General features: G+C 34.7%; 15 protein-coding genes. 7 read left to right on the top strand and 8 right to left on the bottom strand.

What is annotated here, in order from left to right; all coding sequences use genetic code 11:
- The 3 genes from J0M08_10980 to J0M08_10970 all read left to right on the top strand — a co-directional run.
- Positions 1-2,674 (top strand): gliding motility-associated C-terminal domain-containing protein (locus J0M08_10980; GenBank protein MBN8703581.1); only part of this gene is annotated, 2,674 nt, incomplete at its 5' end.
- Positions 2,675-2,785: 111 nt separating this feature from the next.
- The gene (locus J0M08_10975; GenBank protein ID MBN8703580.1) at positions 2,786-3,844 is read left to right on the top strand and encodes a class I fructose-bisphosphate aldolase; all 1,059 of its coding nucleotides are present in this window, start codon (positions 2,786-2,788) and stop codon (positions 3,842-3,844) included.
- A 156-nt stretch (positions 3,845-4,000) separates the two neighbouring features.
- Positions 4,001-4,843, top strand: coding sequence for an acetyl-CoA carboxylase carboxyltransferase subunit beta (locus J0M08_10970; protein ID MBN8703579.1), 843 nt, complete (start codon positions 4,001-4,003; stop codon positions 4,841-4,843).
- Positions 4,844-5,023: 180 nt separating this feature from the next.
- On the opposite strand, the gene J0M08_10965 is transcribed toward J0M08_10970, so the two are convergent.
- The 7 genes from J0M08_10965 to J0M08_10935 form a co-directional block, all read right to left on the bottom strand.
- On the bottom strand, positions 5,024-5,212 hold the full coding sequence (locus J0M08_10965; protein ID MBN8703578.1) for a cold shock domain-containing protein: 189 nt from the start codon (positions 5,210-5,212) through the stop codon (positions 5,024-5,026).
- 357 nt (positions 5,213-5,569) lie between these two features.
- The gene (locus J0M08_10960) at positions 5,570-9,148 is read right to left on the bottom strand and encodes a hypothetical protein (GenBank protein ID MBN8703577.1); all 3,579 of its coding nucleotides are present in this window, start codon (positions 9,146-9,148) and stop codon (positions 5,570-5,572) included.
- Positions 9,149-9,745 carry a hypothetical protein gene (locus J0M08_10955; protein ID MBN8703576.1) on the bottom strand — a complete coding sequence of 199 codons (597 nt, stop codon included), beginning with the start codon at positions 9,743-9,745 and terminating at the stop codon, positions 9,149-9,151.
- A 157-nt stretch (positions 9,746-9,902) separates the two neighbouring features.
- The gene (locus J0M08_10950) at positions 9,903-10,754 is read right to left on the bottom strand and encodes a hypothetical protein (protein MBN8703575.1); all 852 of its coding nucleotides are present in this window, start codon (positions 10,752-10,754) and stop codon (positions 9,903-9,905) included.
- A 159-nt stretch (positions 10,755-10,913) separates the two neighbouring features.
- Complete coding sequence (locus J0M08_10945) at positions 10,914-11,840, bottom strand: hypothetical protein (GenBank protein ID MBN8703574.1); 927 nt, start codon at positions 11,838-11,840, stop codon at positions 10,914-10,916.
- Positions 11,841-11,900: 60 nt separating this feature from the next.
- A complete protein-coding gene (locus tag J0M08_10940) occupies positions 11,901-13,472 on the bottom strand; it encodes an OmpA family protein (protein ID MBN8703573.1) in 1,572 nt (523 codons plus the stop codon).
- A 10-nt stretch (positions 13,473-13,482) separates the two neighbouring features.
- Complete coding sequence (locus tag J0M08_10935; GenBank protein ID MBN8703572.1) at positions 13,483-14,589, bottom strand: OmpA family protein; 1,107 nt, start codon at positions 14,587-14,589, stop codon at positions 13,483-13,485.
- 126 nt (positions 14,590-14,715) lie between these two features.
- Between J0M08_10935 and J0M08_10930 the strand changes: the two genes are divergently transcribed.
- Positions 14,716-16,938: a VCBS repeat-containing protein gene (locus tag J0M08_10930; GenBank protein MBN8703571.1), complete on the top strand. Its 2,223-nt coding sequence runs from the start codon at positions 14,716-14,718 to the stop codon at positions 16,936-16,938.
- On the opposite strand, the gene J0M08_10925 is transcribed toward J0M08_10930, so the two are convergent.
- Complete coding sequence (locus J0M08_10925) at positions 16,939-18,021, bottom strand: acyltransferase (GenBank protein ID MBN8703570.1); 1,083 nt, start codon at positions 18,019-18,021, stop codon at positions 16,939-16,941.
- 89 nt (positions 18,022-18,110) lie between these two features.
- Between J0M08_10925 and J0M08_10920 the strand changes: the two genes are divergently transcribed.
- The 3 genes from J0M08_10920 to J0M08_10910 are packed head-to-tail and all read left to right on the top strand — an operon-like array spanning position 18,111 to position 21,776.
- Entirely contained in the window at positions 18,111-19,370 is a 1,260-nt protein-coding gene (locus J0M08_10920; protein ID MBN8703569.1) for a hypothetical protein, read from the top strand.
- A gap of 9 nt (positions 19,371-19,379) precedes the next feature.
- Positions 19,380-20,816, top strand: coding sequence for an MBOAT family protein (locus tag J0M08_10915; protein ID MBN8703568.1), 1,437 nt, complete (start codon positions 19,380-19,382; stop codon positions 20,814-20,816).
- A gap of 3 nt (positions 20,817-20,819) precedes the next feature.
- Positions 20,820-21,776, top strand: a complete 957-nt coding sequence (locus tag J0M08_10910) for a hypothetical protein (protein ID MBN8703567.1) — start codon at positions 20,820-20,822, stop codon at positions 21,774-21,776.
- Positions 21,777-21,778: the final 2 nt, after the last annotated feature.

Raw genomic sequence — 21,778 nt, 5'->3', positions numbered from 1 at the left:
CGGGAAAACAAATATAACATTGACCTTTGAATACCTAATGGCAGGGGAAGGTAATAATGATTATGGTGAAATTTTTTACTTTGATGGAACAACATGGTCTTCTTTAGGAAAACCTGCAACGGTAAACTGCGCACATTTTTTATTCGGCTGTGGCAATGAAGGTGCTTGTGGAACTTCCCTATTTTTGGGTCAGGGAGTATGGGCTTCGCACTCAATTGTACTTCCTGCTTCTGCAAATAATAATGCAAATGTCAAGATTGGATTTCTGTGGGTAAATAATGGCAATAATGTGGGGACAGACCCTTCTTTTGCGATAGATAATGTAATATTAAGCACAACAGTAACATCAACCCCTCCAGTAGCAAACTTCAGTATCTCTGCAGCTTCTGTGTGCGAGGGTAATTGCGTTAGTTATACCGATATGAGTACCAATACGCCAACATCTTGGGCTTGGAGCTTCCCGGGTGCAACACCTACTTCGTCTACATTACAAAACCCAACTAATATTTGCTACAACACTGCGGGTGTATATAACGCTTCGCTTACCGCTACCAACGCTTCAGGCTCTAACACAACTGTTAAAACATTTACTGTGCTTGCCAAACCCACCATTTCAGTCAGCTCAAATACAGTGGCTTGTTCCGGAGGTACCGTAACATTAACAGCCAGTGGCGGCACTTCTTATAGTTGGCTACCTGCAACTGGTTTAAATACTACATCGGGGGCTAGTGTTAATGCAACACCATCTGCTACCACATCCTATACTGTTTTAGGCATAGGTTCAAATGGCTGTGTAAATACAGCAGTAGTTACCGTGAGTGTAAGCAGCATAAATGTTGTTATATCGGGCAATCAAAATATTTGTCCGGGCTCTCAAACTACCCTAACAGCAAGCGGAGGAAGCACTTATACATGGTCACCCAATCAAGATATATCATCAACTACGGGGGCTGTAGTCACTTTTTCTCCGGCCAGTACAACGGTTTATTCTCTTTCTGCTAGCAATGGCAGTGGGTGTAGCAGTAGCACCACACTTACTATTACAGTTGCCAATCCAAGTGTAAGCCTTATTGGAAATCCGGTTACATGTCAAGGTATAGGCGTTTCTTTAAGCGGTGCAGGCGCAGGTTCTTACGACTGGACAAGCGCAACAAGCAGTACCATTGGCTCTCCGGTTACATTGTCTCCAACTACAACAACTACCTATACACTAACCGGAACAAACTCGGGAGGATGCTCTGCCTCTACCGTATTTACATTAACAGTAAATCCATCCCCAACAATTACATTGCCAAGTACAGCCATTGTTTGTCAAGGAAGTTCAACCATACTCAGCGCATCGGGTGCTAACACCTACAGTTGGGCTCCATCAACAGGACTTAATACTACTTCGGGTGCTAGTGTAACTGCATCGCCAACAGCCAACACAACCTATACAGTAGTTGGAACAAGTGCATTTTCGTGTACAGCAGAAGCAACAGTTGCGGTTACAATCGATAATTTTTCGGTAACAATTAGCGGGCTAACACAAATTTGCCCAGGAGGCAATACTACTCTTACTGCAAGTGGGGCCGCAAGTTATACTTGGTCTCCGAATACAAATATTTCTTCTACTACCGGGGCGGTTATTACATTTTCGCCATCTAGTAGCACAGTTTACTCTGTTACGGCACTTAGTTCTAATTCATGTGCAGTAACCTCTACTGTTGCGATTACAGTAAGCTCTCCAACGGTAAGTGTTCTTGGGAATACATCTGTTTGTATTGGAAGTTCTTCAACATTATCAGGTTCTGGAGCGTCACAATATATTTGGGCTACACCATCTGGTACCACATCCGGTGCTACCTTAACTATTTCACCTACTTCCGGAAGTACATATACCTTAGTAGGGATAAACGCAGGTGGATGTTTAGATATGCTACAATTTCCTATTTCTGCATTACCAACTCCTACAATAACTGCAAGCACAGACACTACCATTTGCGAAGGAAAAACAGTTTCATTAAGTGCATTTGGTGCAAGTAGCTATCAGTGGAGTACAGGAGCAAATACAACTACTATTTCTGTAACGCCAACTACAACCACAACATATACTGTTGGTGGTCAAAATGCGAGTATTTGTGAAGGTATCGAAACCGTTGTTGTTACTGTAAATCCAGCACCTACTGCCAGTGCAGGTCCAAATACAACTGTCCTCACTGGAGGATCCACTATTCTAAACGGAAGTGGTGGTGGCACCTATCTATGGTCTCCGTCAGTTTCGCTTAGTTGTACCAACTGTCAAAATCCCACGGCTACGCCTTTAGTAACAACAGTTTATACAGTAACTGTTACTGATGTTAGTGGATGCAGCTCCATTTCTACTGTAACAGTAACCATAGAAATTGATTGCAACAAAAAAGAACTGTTTATGCCAAATGCCTTCTCACCCAATAAAGACAAACAAAACGATACTTATGAAATTAAAGGGTACGAATGTTTTAGTGAATTTATTTTCATAATTTATAACCGTTGGGGCGAAAAAGTTTTTGAAACCATAACCGGAAAAGAGAAATGGGACGGCACGTATCAAGAAAAAGAACTAGATACCCAAGCTTTTGCTTATAAGTTTATTGGCACCACAAAAGCTGGAGAAAAGGTGGAAAAAACGGGTACTTTAAGCCTAATCAAGTAGTATTCATCACTTTGCCCTGTTTTAATTGACATACCTTTGATTTTCAGACAGATAATCGATTTTACTATTTAACATTATTTCCTTACGTTTGTGCCACAAAATATAACAGGCATGTCGTATAATAAAATTGTAGAAACATTAGGCAAAGAAGCCGATTTCTTATTAAAACACGAATCAAAAACCATAAAAAAAGAACTGCTTCACTTACCCGGAGCTGATTTTGTGGATAGAATTTTTAAGGACTCTAATCGCACACCTCAAGTACTAAGGAGCCTTCAATCGATATATGGCACCGGAAGACTAGCAAATACAGGCTATGTTTCCATATTACCTGTCGATCAAGGGATAGAACATTCGGCCGGAGCTTCTTTTGCGCCCAATCCAATTTATTTCGATTCGGAAAACATTGTAAAACTGGCTATTGAAGGTGGCTGTAACGCAGTAGCTTCTACTTACGGGGTATTAGGCTCCGTAGCTAGAAAATACGCACATAAAATCCCATTCATTGTTAAAATAAATCATAACGAATTTTTAAGCTACCCAAATAAATACCACCAAATAATGTTTGGCACCATTAAAGATGCTTGGAATATGGGAGCTGTAGCGGTGGGTGCAACTATTTATTTTGGTTCGCCAGAATCGTCTCGACAAATTGTAGAAGTAGCAAAAGCATTTGAAATGGCTCACGAACTAGGAATGACAACCATATTATGGTGTTACCTACGTAACAATGGATTTAAAAAAGACGGAATTGATTATCATGCTGCAACTGACTTAACGAGTCAAGCAAATCATTTGGGAGTTACTATTCAAGCTGATATTATTAAACAAAAACTTCCTACAAATAATGGTGGTTATAAAGCGGTTAATTTTGGAAAAACACATGATAAAGTTTATTCCGAATTATCGAGTGACCATCCAATAGATTTATGCCGTTACCAAGTTGCTAATTGCTACATGGGCAGAATGGGATTAATCAATTCGGGTGGAGAATCAAAAGGAGCATCGGACTTGGCAGAAGCAGTTGCAACAGCCGTTATTAACAAAAGAGCCGGTGGTCAAGGATTAATTTCGGGTCGTAAAGCATTTCAAAAGCCAATGAAAGAAGGTGTAAGTATTTTGAATGCAATACAAGATGTGTACTTAAGTAAAGAAGTTACAATTGCATAAAATGCAAAAAATACGAAATACGAAATACGAATATCTAAATTCTAAAACGAATACGATAATAGAATTTAGTGTTTGGAATTAATTATAGATAGAGTGTAGAAAATTGAATTGTGAGGTTTAGAGTTTCGGATTTAGAAATTAGAATTTTGTATAATTATGAGTTGGTTTAAAAGAATAAAAGAAGGTATTACAACTTCTACCAAAGAGAAGAAAGAAACTCCGGAAGGATTGTGGTACAAATGCCCTTCTTGCAAAAAAATAACTCCTAGCGATGAGCATATTCACAACAAATACGTTTGTGTTAATTGTGGATACCATGATAGAATTGGCTCGGCAGAATATTTCGAAATTTTATTCGACAATAATCAATTTACTGAACTAAACCCAAACCTTACATCAGGTGATCCACTTCAATTTTCCGACACAAAAAAATATCCTGAAAGACTTAAAGAGTCCCAAAAAAAGACTGATTTAAAAGACGCCTTGCGCTCTGCTGTTGGCAAAATAAACAATCGAGATTTAGCAATTTGCTGCATGGATTTTTCTTTTATTGGAGGATCGATGGGATCGGTTGTTGGAGAGAAAATAGCAAGAACAATTGATTATTGTATAGAACACAAAACGCCACTTCTAATAATTTCTAAATCGGGTGGAGCGCGCATGATGGAAGCGGCTTATTCGCTTATGCAAATGGCAAAAACATCAGCCAAACTATCTGTTTTAGCACAGAAAAAAATTCCTTATATATCCTTGTTAACAGACCCAACAACCGGTGGAGTTACAGCATCCTACGCCATGTTAGGCGACTTAAATATTGCTGAACCCGGAGCCCTGATTGGGTTTGCAGGACCACGTGTAGTAAAAGAAACGATCGGAAAAGATTTGCCTAAAGGCTTTCAAACATCAGAATTTGTTTTAGAGCACGGATTTTTAGACAAAATTATAGCTCGAACTGAATTAAAAGAAAAGCTATCTCAACTTTTAGGAATGATGTATTAAACCCTAAATAGACAGTTGAAAAATTCAATTATTTACAACTAAAAACTAAAATGGCTTTTAGTTTTTTTGAATTAGTTTGAAAGTATTACTAATACTAAATACTCTTAAAGAAAGGACAATTTTGTTATAAAAAAAGGCAACCCAATTGGGTTGCCTTTTTTTTAAGAATTTGCCTATAAATTATGCTAAACAAACGTTTACTGCATTAAGACCTTTTTTACCTTCTTGTGTATCGTATGTTACTTGATCGTTCTCACGGATATCTTCTTTTATTCCTGATACGTGAACAAATATTTCTTGTCCGTTTTCACCTTTAATAAATCCGAAGCCTTTGGCATCGTTGAAAAATTTTACTGTTCCTTTATTCATTTTGTTTTTGTTTTGCGCCCACTTAATACAAGAAGGCAATTGATTAATTGTTATTTATTATTACTACCACACCTATGTTTTTTTAGTGTAGACATTATAGTGCCCAAAAATGGTAAAACACCTATTACTCAATTAAGAAAAGTGTAAAAATGATCAAATTGCAAGTAGAAGTTACAAAATAGATTGTGATACAATCTTCAAAAGAAGTACGCAAATATACCCCGTTAATGCGAAATAACCTAATTTATATTTTAAGCGTGGTATTATTGGTTAATGTACGCATACGAAACATATTAAAATCTTAGTATAATTATTTTTAGAAAACATCTAGGCGAACTATTAATAGTTAAGAAAATATCACTTAACAAGTGTTTTCTTAATCTGAGAAGCTTCTTGAAGACTAATTACTTTACCATTGTAGTATGCAGAAACAAAGGCATCTACAAAGCCTACACGAATCAAGTTATCTCGCTCAATTGTAGCAGAAGATTCACTGATAAACTGACCACCGGAAATTCTCACAAAATTATTGTCAATACGTTCGTACATCAATCCTTTTAAATCCTTAAATGTAGCAGGACTTAATGGCTTTTGGAAAGCACCTATTTGAATGGTATAAACCAATCCTTTTAGTTTAGTTGCATCTTGTAAATCTTTCAAGAATGCGTCTTTTATTACATCGTAGTCAACATTTTGTTTCCCGCCTTTAGTAGCATTGGCTGCGGCATTTTTATCAGCTCCTGCTTTACCGTTTTTCGCACCTTTACCACCCTTAGTTCCTTTTGCACCTTTCCCTCCTTTACCATTATCAGCAGCATTTTTGGCAGTTAGCAACGAATCGCCTATTTGCTTGCCATCTGCACCAAATGTTTTTTTATTAATTTTTCTTCGCTTTTCTACAATATAAAATGTAATAAACAAACTCTCGGTATTCTTGTCTAATTCCAACTCAATATTATTTTGCAAAATCTTCCATCTATCGCTTAACACATTTTCATCCATATTTAATGTATATTTCCCGAAAGGAACATAAAAATTAAACTCTCCGTCTTTTCCGGTAAGTGTATGAATTACTTTTCCATTCATGGCACTTATCTTAATGCCAGTTAAATCAATAGGTGTAACATCTGTATTCTCACTAACCTTTTCTCTATCTAGCACCACTTTACCATATATCTTTATACCCTTTACAAATGGTATAGGCACATGCTTATCTCCTACTCTATCTATTATAACATCCAGTTCTTCTTCTATATTTGGAAAATAGCCTTCTAACTCCTCTAACGAAAATGCACTAAGTTTGTAATTACCGGTTGGAACGTTTTTTATAGTGGCTTTTCCTTTCTCGTTAGTCAAAACCTCCCATTTATCTAATTTTAAAACAATATTTTCTAAGTTATATTCGCCAACTTCTTTTTTACCATTTCCATTCAAATCAATAAAGGCGACAAAATCAGTTGAATAAAACTTGCGCTTAGAAAAAGGAATTGGAACACCAAACTCCTTGCGCACACCAAAATTCAATAGCACACTTTTCGTTATAAGATTCTTAGATTCCTTGTATCCCTCAGAAATTGTAGAGTTCAGCGACTGTCTCTCACTAGATGCATTGGAGCTGCTAATAAAGAAACCGGCAGTTACTCTAAATCGCCATCCATTATCTGTAAAATAAAACAAGTCGGGTGTGTATCCAAAACTATGTCGTTTGAATGTATTGAAGAACGTATAGTTAATATAATTTTGAAGCACCAAATGAGGATTTTTAAACTGGTACTGATAATTAACTGAAGCTGCTATTGTTTGTGGATACATGCTGCCGTTTAACAATGCATTTTGATATGGAGTTAAATTTCCGTAAGTATATCTGAAATTTGCGCTTAACACTCTATAGCGCATTAATGTAAAAAATTGAAAGAAAAAATAATCTTTCGGAGTAGGCTTTTCGTCTATAGAACGAGTATAGCCAGCCATTGCATTCGAACTAACAAGCGTATTCGTTTCATAATCATAATTACCAACATTAAGATTAATACCACGTGTATGAAATCTAAAAGCATCGAACCTTGAAAAATTATAAAAAGCTCCTAGTCCAACAAATCTTGAATCAAATCTTCGTGTCGCATTAATCATATTCTCCTGTCTAACTTGCTGATAGGGATTGGAAGTATTTAAAAGAGAAATGTATTTCCTGTTATTATAGTTATTTGTCAACTGAAAATTCCAAACTTTTTTATGAGCATAGCTACTTGTATGGTTTACTATTAACATATCACCACCATTATATGGGTCAAAAAATTTAGAAATATAACTACCGGAAATACTAGATCGCATTCTTCTATCACCAAAGTAAGACCCTGTATAGCCACCAAAAAGCTGAAATCCTGATCTTGTAAAAATATTTCCTGTTTGAGACGATTTATGATTTACAAAAACACCGCCTGCATTTACAGAATGTCTTGATGCAATTTTATAAGAACCATTCAAACTAAAGTAATTAGAAACCAATTTTGTAGCACTATTATTTGCTCTAGAATAACCAACATTATAATTTCCGAAAGTTGGTAAAAATGAATAAACCAACCCAAAACCGTCTCTATTTGTTGGGGCAAAAAAACGAGGACTTCTAGTATAAAAACCTGCTATTTTATGTTGTGGTAGAAACCTATACCCAGCTGTCATCCCTCTTCCTGGCACAGAATATGCACCACCTCCAACTCCTCCAACATCTCCCAATTCAAAAAAATAATTTTCTTTAAAATAACCTACATAATGAAAACTTGATGTTAAATATTGATTGGTATAATAATAATTAGAAAAGAAAAACTGAGAAAAATAGGTTAGATAGGCTCCGTTTTCCAAAACTGAATTACCTCTAAAATTTAAGTTGAGTATTGGTTGGCCGCCTAAAATGTTGGTAAGATTGGCATCCATAATAATAGGGAAGACAGAATACCCATATTGATTTGCTTTTAGGTTATCGCCCAACTTTACAAAGTCTATTTTTTTTGCTTTTGTTAATGCTCTACCTCCTCTAATTTTAGGTTCGCTCGTTTTTGCAAATATGGTATATACTTTTTGTTCGCTGGAGCTATTGGGTCTGTAATTTTCCGAATCTATGATTTTGTAATTTCTAAGTCCGGAAGTGTATTTTACGTTATATGCAAATATGGTATCTTGATTGGGTTTCAACTTAAAATCGTGTATCGATTTTTTTATTACTCTATCTGTAGTATCGGTAATCATTATCTCTTGTCTGATATTCTCCATATCTAACAATAGCTCTTGGTCTTCATTACCAGTATTCATAACACTTAACTTAAAGTGCGAACTATTGTCTTTGTTTTTAAAATAAATTTTTTCAGTTGGTAGTACAGATATATCCCATGAACTAACACGCTCTCTAGAGGTGTAAAAATAACCTGTAGCTACAGGTGTGCTATCCTTTTCAAGAATGTATGCGTTAATTAAATATTTCGTATTTCCTCTAATCTTTCCGTGGGGGATTATTCTAACAGGAACAAACAAACTATCTCCTGGCAAAACAGTATATAGTTTTTTTCTATTGTTTAATGTTTTCCATCCTGCGGGATAAGAGATATCTACACTAAAATCTAAGGTTTTAGAGGTTCTATTATCCACTCTCATGGTTTTCGAAATAATTTCACCCTCTCTAATACTCATAGAAAGTGTATCAAAGCGAGCAAATATTTTTTTTATGGTATCAGGAATTGGCTTCAGACCTCTTAACATACTGCCTCTTAACTTTGGAGGAGCTGGCTTTGCAGCTGTATCAACAGTTGTAGGTGCAGTTGAAGAAATTGGCTGTGAGGTACTATCTGTTGGTGTTGTAACAGGTTGTTGGGCATGCAAACCCAATGCCGAAAAAACAGCAAGTAAAAAACAAAGGGGGATTATTTTTACGAAATAAAATTTCACCTAGTTATCTTCTGTTAAGCAATACCGTACTGTTAATTGATAAATACCAGGCCTTAGGGTTAATGTTGGTAATACTCGGTAATCTACCGTAAATGCATACTGACCATAATCTGTTAAGTATGTACCTTCTGTATTTACATTTTGATTAAGTGCACATGTACCGGCTCCGGGCAAAACATCCGCACCAGGGTTCTCAACAATATCAATAGTTTGATTGATGTTAGGAATATCAACAAATGAAGTTCCGGAAAGAGATGTATTACATTGGTTACGAATTCGCATATCTAATAAATCAACGGTAGGGTGCGGTGGTCCAGCAGCCCCATAAGGAGTAATAAGCTCCCATTCTGTTACAGGTGTTAACCCACCTCCATTATCAACATTTGCGTGCAATTGCCATCTACAGGGAGCTGCAGCTTCTGTTATTGCTAACTTTAGAACAGTTCCTCCACTTTGAGTTATACCTCCAACAAATTTACCAAAAGAATCGAATGTTAAATCTACATTTGATGAAGTGGACATGAGGTAAACAGAGCCCCCTCCAACAGGATTGCAAAAACTTGTAGGAGAAACCACACAAGCAGGCTGTGCGAACATTTTGAAGACAAAACAAACAAATAGAAAAAAGGTTGTGTACGTCTTTATCATTAGTAACAAATATAACTGTTTTTGTCTAACGAAGAATTAATTTGATAGAAAATATCAAAAAAAAAGGGGTTGAAAAATCAACCCCTTTTTTTAATATTTTTAATACCTATTGGTCTTGTGTTAAGATGTATTTTACATACATTGTATAAACACCAGGCTGAGCATAGTCAGTTGCAGTGTCAATCAATGTAGTAGCGCCATCTGCGTTAGTTACATAAGCTGCAGTTGTATTGATTGTTGTTGCATCATCATGCGCAGGGAATACCACCGGTAAACCTGGCAAAATTCTGTAATCAAGTACGTAGTAGTAGCTACCTGCTGCTAAAGTTGCTGTAGAGTTAAGTAAATAACTTCCACCTGCTATTTGGCAGTTAGCAATAGTACCTGTTCCACCTGCAATATATTTCTCAGAAGTACCCAAAACCCCTGTTGAGGTAGGAGAAGAATACGGAGAAGCAGGACTTGGTGCATAAATAGTGTTGTTACTAGAAACTACGTTAGCCGCGGATCTAATTTGGAAAGGACGGCTATAATCACTAGACTGAGCTATTGTGTTAGCACAAGTAGCAGCTATAGCAGGATTTGCAGGGAATTGGTGAAGCTCCAATGCTGTGATTGGAATTTCATCAACACCACCTGTTGCTGCTTGGTACTGTACTTGGTTATCCCAACAAAAGTTCGCTACGTTACCTTGCGATAAACCAGCTGCCCATAAATCCCAAGATACAGATGCACTCACTTTTAATTGTGTTGCTCCGTACTTTGTGATACCAGCATAATACTCACTGATTTCATCAAAAGTAAAGTCTAACTGATCAGGTCCTTCCATTTTTAATTGAAGTACCGGTTGTAAATCCATCGTAATGGTTACGTTTTTTTCGTCTTGCAATTGTGCAAACGAACTGCCTGCTAGTGCAAGTGCACCAAGAAGAGCAGATGATTTAGTAAAATTTCTCATATTGTTTTTTTTAGTTAAGAATTCAGTAAATATATACATTTTTTTGAAAGTAAAAACTTTCTAAGGATTTTTTTCTGTTTTTATTTTAAGAACTATTCATGTTTCCTTTTTTGTGTTGTTATACTCCTAACAATACAATAAGGTTACAAAATTTTAAAATTATTCTATTTTAAATTCTAACTCTGCAGCTTCCACTTCTTCATCGCTACCAAAATCAAGTACTGCTGTGGCTATATAATTACCTTTTCCAATGTTACCCGGCAATTGGTAATCTAATGTTCTTTCCATGCCAGGGAAGATGGTAAACTGTTTTAAGAACAATTTCTCCTTGTATCCGGTATTCAAATTATTAACCTCTACATAGGCTTTACAAAAACCTATTCCATCACCTACATTTCTAGTATTTACGTACACGTATTTATTTTCCTTGTCGTAATTAAAATAGAATTTGGTTATTTCTACTTTATTTATTTTAACATTCGGAGGGTTCTGAAAAATATAAACGCCAAATCCAAATACCGGAATAACCCCCATCACCATATTCGACTTGCCATCATTTGGAGGGGTGATGTATTTTTTTTCGGTTGTTTCATCCACCATCATTAAACACCATGCGGACCTGTAGGCATTGGGTTCGTCAGGAACGTTAATTGTTATAGCAATTTTTTGTGCTTGCCCAGGTCTTAATTCCACAAAACTAGGAGTAGCGCTAATCCACTTCGTTAATCCGTACTCGTGGTTTTTACCAAATGGAACTTGTGTTACAGCTCCCTTATTACTCATGTCATAATCAGCAAAAGAGATTTTAAATTTTTCAGATTTTTTGGTGTCGTTTGTTATAGTAACGTAACGAGTTTCCGTAGAACCAGGCTTTGCTCTAAAACGCAAAGAAGATGGAGAAACTGCTACTCCCATATCTGTAATTAAAGAATCGGGTTTTTGTGTAGAATTCTCTGATTGACCAAAACGAGATTTTTTCTTCGTTGTGTCTTGCGCTGCACTATTAGTTGCAGCTCCTTGAGCAAAAACAAAAACACTAACACAAATCAAGAGTGAAGTAATTAGATTTCTTTTAAAATTCATCATTTTCATATTATATAAAATTGGATTTTTCACAACAAAATTAAGACTCAATAATACGCAAAATTATGCTTTTAACAATAACACCTCTACTCGCATATTTTTTTGCATCTGCTCTTGCGTATTAGCATCAGGTATTAATGGTTTGTTTCCACCATACCCTTCTACTTTTATTCTTTTACCGTCTATTCCTTTTTTTGTAAGGTACTCTTTTATTTCTAGTGCACGCAAATACGAAAGTTTTTTGCTACTTCCACTAAAAGACCATTCCTTTCCAAGCTTTGCTTTTAGCGGGTCGGGAGCAATTTTTTTGTTCCCATTGGTATGTCCGGAAATTTCAATTATTACAGTTGGATTATCCTTCATGTATTTATACAATCTATCCAGCTCATGTTTCGATTGCGACTTTGTTACGTATGTATTTGCATGAAACTGGATATTTCGAAGAATAAATGTTTGCCCGGCAGTAAGTGGCTCTAATTTCAGATTGAATATATTTGAATTTGTTTTCGTTACTACATCTGCTATTTCAATTGTTTTTTCAAAGGGTTTATAGCCAATTGCGGTGCATTCTACTCTGTATTTTTTTGTATTATCTACATTGAATAAGTACTCTCCAGGCTTTCCAGTTTTTGCAATGGCAACTTCTTTACCTGTAAGCTCATCAATTATTTTAATTGCAACATCAACAGCAACTCCTTTTATACTGTCAATAATTTTACTCCTTATACGCACGGGCTTATACAATAAAGAATCTTTTTTTGCCACAGAAACTGTTTCGGTAGTTACTGATGACTTGGGCGGAGTATTAAATTTTACCGAAGAAATTGATGCAGTACCCGTTTTTACAGGTAATATAGCTTTTGTTCCGGGTAACGTTTGACTTTCATATCCGTTTAATGAGTATTTAGGTATTATGTCTACCCCTTTGGGATTAAAGGTTATTGAAGACAATTGAATAACCTTTCCATTTTCAGGGCACAAAATTTCTTTGATGTTAGCAATTCCTTCACTTAAATTAGATTTCAACTCTTTATCGAACGCTTCTAACTTGGAACTATCGGCTTTAATTACAGGAGCTCCTTCTTTTGTTGCTTTTAAGACATATGAATAATCGCAGGTATTAAAATCGATAATGTGCCCAATATCACTCCCCCACAAATTTACAATCTCAATATAAATTGCATCTCCTCGTTTTACTTGCACCTCTTTTATATATACTAGTCCCGCTCTAAACTCCTTTGATTGAGCCGAATCGGCAAACTCTCGTTTTACTTTAACATTTGTAATTGATTCTATTTTATTTTCCGTTATTGCATAACAAAAATTTAAATTTTCGGGAATTTTATATAGCCTAAAATCGTATCTGTCTGTAGTAAGAAGAGGAAACAAATTAAACTTAAAAAAGCAATCTTTATTAAACACCATTTTATACCAAAAAGACCGTTTATCGTCTGGCAAATTGGGCATTTGAGTTTCGTAAAACAAATCGAAATGACCTATTACCTTAGCTTGCGAAGGCATTACAAATTCTGATACTGAGCCGGTGCCTTCGTACTTTTTCTTATTGGATTGGCAATACAAAATAGAAGCTTGAAGCACCATCAAAAAAATAAAAATCTGTATAATTCTTTTCACTTCCTTTTAACTACATTTTTAAAATGTGTACCTCAACACGCATGTTTTTCAAACTCTCTTGAAAATTCTTGGGTTCAGGGTAAAGTTCCTGATCTCCGCCCCAACCTTTGGTTTTAATACGCTTTTGCTCTACTCCTTTTTTATTTAAAAAATCTTTTACTTCCGATGCACGTTTTTTTGATAATTTTTTTGCAGTGCCATGAAAAGCCCATTTGCCACCCATTTCGGCTCTCCGTTTTTCTCGTTTTATGTATCTGTTGGAATTTGTATGCCCCTCGATAGAAATAACAGCCTCCGGATTTGAAGCCATATACTTATACAAATTTTGAAGTTCTTTATTTGATTCTGATTTAAAAACCGGTGTATTGGGGTGAAAATAGATGTTTTTGAGAATAAAACTCTCTCCTACTTTTAGTGGTGTTAGTAAAATTTGAAATCTGTTGTCTTCTCCTTTTACTTCCTTACTAATATTTACAGGTTTATCAAAAGCCTTGTATCCAATGGCATTGCACTCTACTTTATACAGTTTATCCTTCTCAATATATACTTCGTATTCTCCATCTGCTAACTTTTTTATTTCTGCTTTTTTTCCTGTCAATTCATCTGTAACGGTTGGCATATAATCAATAGGTAGCGCTTTTACTTCATCTACTACTACAATTTTCACAGATGTTTTTTTGGTAAATGGGGTAAGCTCTAGTTGAAACCGATTATCTTCTCCTTTTGCCTCTTTGCTTATGTTTACAGATTTAACAAAGGGTTTGTAGCCTTCTACCTTACATTCTACCTTGTATATTTTATTAGTCTCAATGAAAATATCATACTCTCCATCACTCAATCTAGTTGGCTCTATTTTTTCTCCGGATAATTCATCTACAATAGTTGGCGGACTATCAAGCGGTGTACCCTTAGAAATATCTGAAACCACAAACCTTACGGATGTTCTTTTTACAGCCGAAACTTCTTTCTCGTGAGTTTTATTCTTTTGTACCGATTTTGGGTCTAAATTTTTCTGCTCGATAAACAATGGCTTATGTTTGGATGGTGTTTGCGCTAAACCAATAGACACTAGTATCCAAAACAAAAAAAAGAAACAATAATATTTTTTTGAAGTCATCAGCATGTATTAGTAAATTTAGGTGTGTTATGCTAAGCATTTTGTCTAAGAGACAGGTAGATTTCAACTTATACTTGTTAATAGAATTTGTAAAGCAATTTTTATAACGGTATTTTAACGCTAAGAATGATATATTGTAACCGATTTTTGTATTTATTTTTTCTTTGGGTGGAGGTGGCTTATGCCCAACCTTTCTTTACACGCCAAGACACCATAAAGGTGGAAGAAAACTCTATTATATTAAAAAATGCGTGGGCGGGAGGTATTAACAGCGCTCAATTTTCGAGCATTGATTTGGATTTAGATGGCAAAAAAGATTTATTCATTTTTGATAGAAGTGGAAATAGAATTACAACCTACCTCAATATTGGCAGCATAGGAGTTTCTAATTATAAGCACGCTCCACAGTTTCAAACTAAATTCCCTCCGTTACACGATTGGGCTTTACTAGTAGATTACAACTGTGATGGCAAAGAAGACATTTTTACCTACTCCATTGCCGGATTTGCTGTTTATGAAAACACTTCTAGCTTATCATCAGGGTTGCAGTTTTCATTGGTAAAATCGCAAGTTAAATCGAAACAGTTTAACAACGTTCTAAATCTATATGTAAGTAGTGTTGATATACCCGCTCTTGTAGATGTAGATAGCGATGGAGACATTGATGTACTTACATTTCAGTTGGCAGGAAGTTATGTAGAATACCACAAAAATTTATCAAAAGAACTTTATGGTTCGTGCGATAGTTTGGCATTTGAGCTTAGAAACAACTGCTGGGGTTATTTCTCCGAAAACCCTTTTAATAACAATGTGCAATTGAATGACACCTGTTCGTTCAATGTTTTAGCGCCTGAAAAGAACTATGTCCCCACCTCTGATTTTTTACAACAAGTGCAACATGCAGGATCTTCTTTACTTGCCTTAGATTTAGACGGAGACAACGACAAAGAGCTTATTATTGGTGACATTTCTTTTAAAAACCTTGTAATGCTTACCAATGGAGGAACTAGCAGTGGCGCTAAAATGATAGCGCAACAACCAACCTTTCCTACCAACTCCGTTGCCGTAAATTTATCCGTATTTCCGACAGGATACAGTGTTGATATTGACAATGATAATTTAAACGATCTTATTGTAACACCTAGTGCACCCAATATTTCAGAAAATTTTAAAAGTGTTTGGCTTTATAAAAACATAGGCACATCTAACAATACAGCATTTAGCCACCTCCAAGATAATTTTTTGCAAGATGGAATGATTGATGCCGGAGAAAATGCACATCCTGCTACATTCGACTACAATGCAGATAATTTACAAGACCTTGTAATAGGAAACTATGGCTACTTTCAGCAAAGTGGGGGTTTTCAATCTACCTTAACATTGTATGAAAATACCGGCACTGCTACAAATCCAAAATTCAACTTAATTACACGCGATTATGCTTCTATTGGCGCTTATAATTTTCTAAGCATCCATCCTACATTTGGAGATATAGACGGAGATGGAGATACAGACATGCTTATTGGAGAAAGCACCGGAAAACTGAATCTATTTACCAATACAGCCGGAGCTTCTAATCCTGCATCGTTTGTTTTAAGTCAGGCTAATTATCAAAGTATAGATGTAGGTAGCAATGCAACGCCACAGCTGGTTGATGCGAATGAAGATGGCTTGTTAGATTTGGTAATTGGAGAATTAGGTGGAAATTTGAACTATTACGAAAATATTGGCAGTACAAGTGTTGCAACCTTTTCCTTAGTATCACAAAATTTTGGTAATGTAAAAGTAAATAAGCCTATCACAACCATTGTAGGGTCAAGCACACCCTTTCTTTTTAAACAAAGTAATACGTTTAAACTGTTTGTGGGCTCTGAATACGGAAGCATATATGTATATGACAACATTAGCAATAATTTAAGTGGCACCTTCAATATAATTGACTCCATGTATTTAGACATTTGGGAAAGTCCAAAATCTGCACCTTTCTTGAATGACTTAAACAACGACAACTATCTCGATTTACTATTAGGCACAAATACCGGAGGAGTTGCGCTATATATGGGGGGCGTAAATACAACCGTAGAGAGTTCAAAGGCTTTACCGACTAAATCATTTATAGTTTACCCCACTATTGCTGAAAACGAAGTAACCATAAAACAAATTGGAATTTGCTCAAGTAACACTGAAATTGAATTACTCACCATAACAGGGGTATCATTACAAAAAATAAAAATAAACTGTAATGAAACAGTTAATTTAAACCTATCTAATTTTTCTTGTGGAATTTATTTTTTTAGAAATAATTCGTTGTCTCGTCCTGAATATTCTAAACTAATTATTAGTCGCTAACTAATTAACAGCCGACCTTGTTTTCATTCGTTCTATCACTTTTCCACGCAGAGATAAAAAATATTCTTCAAAATATTCATAAGAAAAGAAAGAGATTGAATAGGTAAGAACTACCGCAATTATAAAATCAACTAAATGGGAACCTGTAGTTAAGTAGGTAAAAGAATAATGATAAACAAAAGTATGCAGCAAGAAAATGGAATATGTATATAAACTTGATTTTGTAACAAACGTATGAATAAGTTTACGCACAAAATTATGTGTACTAAAATCCTTAAACGTAGCCATGTAAGGCGTACAAAGAGCTATTGACAATCCCATTACAGCAAAAATTATAATTCGAACAAACTCGTTTTGATTGATTGTATTTTCAACACTATTCAAACTCGTATAATATTGCAAAAAGCCAAACATAATCAACAACCCTGCAACAAAAAAAACTACATGCTCAAGAACTTTATAAATGGATTTAAAATAATTATTCAGGTATGCAAGTATAACACCCAATATAAGAGGTTCTGCACGCACAAGTACATTTGCATTTAATCCTTCGAATGGTGTATTTCTATACAACACAAAATATATTCTAAGGATAAAGCTTCCCAAAACAGCTAAAGACAATAGAACCAATACGATTCTATGAGATGAAGTCTTTTTAATCAAGTATAAATAAAAAGGGATAAATAAATAAAACCATTCCTCTATAACTAAACTCCACGTTACACCGAAAAAACTTACCCCGTAAAAATTATTCTGCAAAAAGAAAAAGTAATAAATAATGTTGTAACCTATTTCTCCTTTTGTAAAAATAAATTTCACAATTAATATTGTATAGTAAAGAGGGAGCGTTTTAAACCACCTTTTTACTAAAAAAGCTTTTACTTGTGTTAAAGAATTGTCTTTTCCTAAATCTCTAATTAAATTATTTCCAATTAAAAATCCGCTCAAAACAAAAAAGAGCTCCATACCTACACCACCCAAACTAAAAGGATTTAAAGAATCAATTGTATAGTTTGCATGAACTAACAATACTATCCAAAGAGCAATTACCCTAATTATATCTAATCCAAAATTTCTATTCATTCGTGGGCGGAAATTACATAAAAAATCATAAAATAAGTGAATGAAAAAGTATATGTTTATAGAATCTTTAACAGGAAAGATAAAAACGAATGCCAAAAAATACATTAATCATATCATACACATTTCCGCCCGCAGAAGGAATTGGAGGTAGACGTTGGGCAAAGTTTTGCAAATATTTACATAGAAATGGTTGTGATATAACTGTTTTGAGTAGCAAGAATAATAACACTAAAAACTCCGAATGGACTGAGGATATTGCCGAGTACAAAGAAAAAATATATTACCGAAACACAGGATATCCGAGCTATTTAGGCATCAATCCTTCTAATGTAGTCGAAAAAATTGCATATAGATGGTCGTTATTAAAATCTAAACTATTGTTAAAGGGTAATTATTATGACAAATCAGGCTTTTGGACAGACCAACTTTTAATGGAGGTTGAACAAATCTGTTTAGAAAAAAATATAAAAAACATTATTGTAAGCTGTGCTCCTTTTAGAATGGCTCACACCTTATGTAAGCTAAAAGAAAAAAACAATAATCTAAATTATATTGTTGATTTCAGGGACCCTTGGACTACAAACAAAACAGCATACGGGTTTGAATCGCTATCTAAAAAAAGACAACTTTTTGAATTGGATGCGGAAAAAAAGGTAATAAATACCGCCAATCATATTATATGTGTTTCGGATGAAATGACAAATTATTTTAAATCTATTTGCACGAACAACACTACCCAATTTCATACTATCACAAACGGCTTTGACAAAGAGGATTACCCTACTACTGCACAAACCATTGACCGCAGGAACCCAAAGCTACAATTTGTTTTTACAGGTACTTTTTACAACAAAGCACTTACTCATTTTGAGAAATTAATAACCGCTTTGGACTACCTAAAAAAAAATGACAATGCCACCTACTCCAACCTAGAGTTTAGTTTTTGGGGTACTGTTCCACTAGAAATTATTGAGTTAAAGAAAGACCACGCTAACATTACATTTTACCCAACTATTCCATTGAAAGAGGTATATAAAAAAATAAACGAAGCAGACGTATGTATGCTATTCTTGACGGACGATTTAACTTTTTCATTTAGCACAAAATATTACGAATATATTTCTCAAAAAAAGACCATTGCTGTATTCAGCAATCCAGGAAAGATGAGCGAACATATTTTAAAAGAACAGCTTGGATATCACTTTACCAGAGAAAACATCTCAGATACACTCAAAACAATTTACAATGACTTTAAAAACCAGAAACTCGTTGCAAATAAAAATTATGATATTAGTTCGTATGATGTAAAAAATTTAACTACAAAAATTTCAAATTTGCTTATTGACTAACAACTACTAATGTTATTTAACTCATTCGATTTTCTTATTTTTTTTCCGATTGTAACACTAATCTATTTTTCACTTGCGTTTAAATTTAGATGGGTATGGCTATTGGTGGCAAGCTGCTATTTTTACATGGCATTTGTACCAATCTATATTTTAATTTTAGGCTTTACGATTGTCATAGATTATTTTGCAGGTATCTGGATTGAGAATGCCCCCAACAAGACCAAAAAAAAGATTTTACTTTCGCTAAGTTTAATTGCAAACATTGGTGTTCTTGCTATTTTTAAATACTATAACTTCTTCAACGAAAACATTACAACTCTTTTATCCTTAGCAGGCAAAAGCAATCCTATACCCTATTTAAACATTCTATTGCCAATAGGCTTATCCTTTCATACTTTTCAGGCAATGAGCTATACGATTGAGGTATATAGAGGAAATCAAAAAGCTGAAAAACATTTTGGAATTTATTCGCTCTATGTTATGTTTTATCCGCAATTGGTAGCGGGTCCTATCGAGCGCCCTCAAAATATACTGCATCAATTTCACACAAAACACAACTTCAACTATTCACTTGCTGCAAGTGGACTAAAATTAATGACCTGGGGGTTGTTCAAAAAAGTGGTTGTTGCTGACAATGTAAGTATTCTGGCAAACACTATTTATTCGTCTCCTAATGAACAAAATGGGCTAACTGCATTAATTGGAGCATACGCATTTAGCTTTCAAATTTATTGTGATTTTTCAGGCTATTCCGATATCGCTATCGGGTGTGCAAGAGTAATGGGTTTTAATTTGATGAACAATTTTAATATTCCTTACTTGGCACACAACATCAGTAATTTTTGGTCGAGATGGCATATTTCTCTTTCTACTTGGTTTAGAGACTATTTATATATTCCATTAGGAGGAAACAAGGTTAGTAAATGGAGATGGTATATTAATCTACTTATCGTTTTCTTGATTAGTGGATTGTGGCATGGAGCAGCCTGGACATTTATAATATGGGGCTTTTTAAATTGGCTATTTACGGTAGCAGAAAAAATATATCCAATTAACAAGCTATTCAGCAAGAAAAATTTTCTTAGCATATTTCTAACATTTCATTTAACAACACTAGCTTGGATATTTTTTAGGGCTCCTAATTTTGAAGACGCATTCATTATTATTTCAAAGATTTTCGAGTTGCCAATTGCCATATCGCAGCTTTTTGCAAGCCAACCTGTTTTTGCTCCATTAAAATTAGAAAGCTCGCTCCTATTACCTTTACTTTTGCTACTTACTGTGGCTTTTTATACAATTGATTGGTTAAAAAACAACGAAACACTAAATAAAAAATTTGATAGGAATATGGCTCTGCGATACACAATCTATTTTTTATTAATAACAAGTATTTTTTTATTCGGCTACATGGAAGAAGATACTTCTTTTATATACTTTCAGTTTTAGTGCATGTTTAAACTACTCTATAAAACAACTGCGATATTCCTACTCGTTACTGTATTTATATATACGGTTTCGAAATTCGACAATTTGCAAACACCCAATGATTTTAATATTGCTCGAGTTCAATCATTGCCAACTAGTAAATTAGATGTATTATTTATTGGACCGTCATTTAGTTACTGTGGAATAAACACTCCTCTTTTTGATTCGATTACTGAATTAAACTCCTATAATTTAGGTGTAGCATCGGCAGGTGTAAACTACTATGAATTACTGCTTGCCAATTTCCTCTCAACACATGCGGAATATCCAACGTATATTTTTTTCAATGTAACCCCCATTACATTCTGCGAAAATTCTGATGCATGGAATTTATACCCTATTCACAGATACCTAACTCCTTCTGTGAGTAACGAATACTTATTATTTAATGATTATATTTCTTTTCACGATTTTATAAAACTGATTCGAAAAAGTTTCTTTAAGTCAGTCCAAACTATTTTCAATACCAACTCAGCAGACGTGAGCGCAATCGCAATCAAGAAAGAATTAATGAAAAAAAACAAAGGGTACTCTCCTAACAACTCCGCATACAACAATCTAGAGGAAAAAGAAAATGAACAAAAATACACCCAATACAAAAAATATAGTTTTGATGAAGAAAAATACAAGAGATTTATACAATTATTAAAAAGATGTAAAGATGCCGGAATAACTCCTGTTGTGCATGAAACACCTACTTTTGAACTAAAAAAATTTTACTCAGAAAACTACATAAATGATTACAATAAAAAACTACTTTTGCTATCGAGCTATAACGTTACATACTTAATAAAAGAACCTATTGAAATGAATAACAAAAATCTATTTGCTTCTATTGACCACCTAAATACTGTTGGAGCAAATATTTATACTAACTATTTATCCAAAGAATTTATTAAACAAATAAATACATCTAAGTAGCC

Source organism: Bacteroidota bacterium, assembly GCA_017303975.1.
Lineage (GTDB): Bacteria > Bacteroidota > Bacteroidia > JAFLBG01 > JAFLBG01 > JAFLBG01.
The sequence above is the reverse complement of the archived record's forward strand: the minus strand, read 5'-3'. Positions and strand labels throughout refer to the sequence as shown.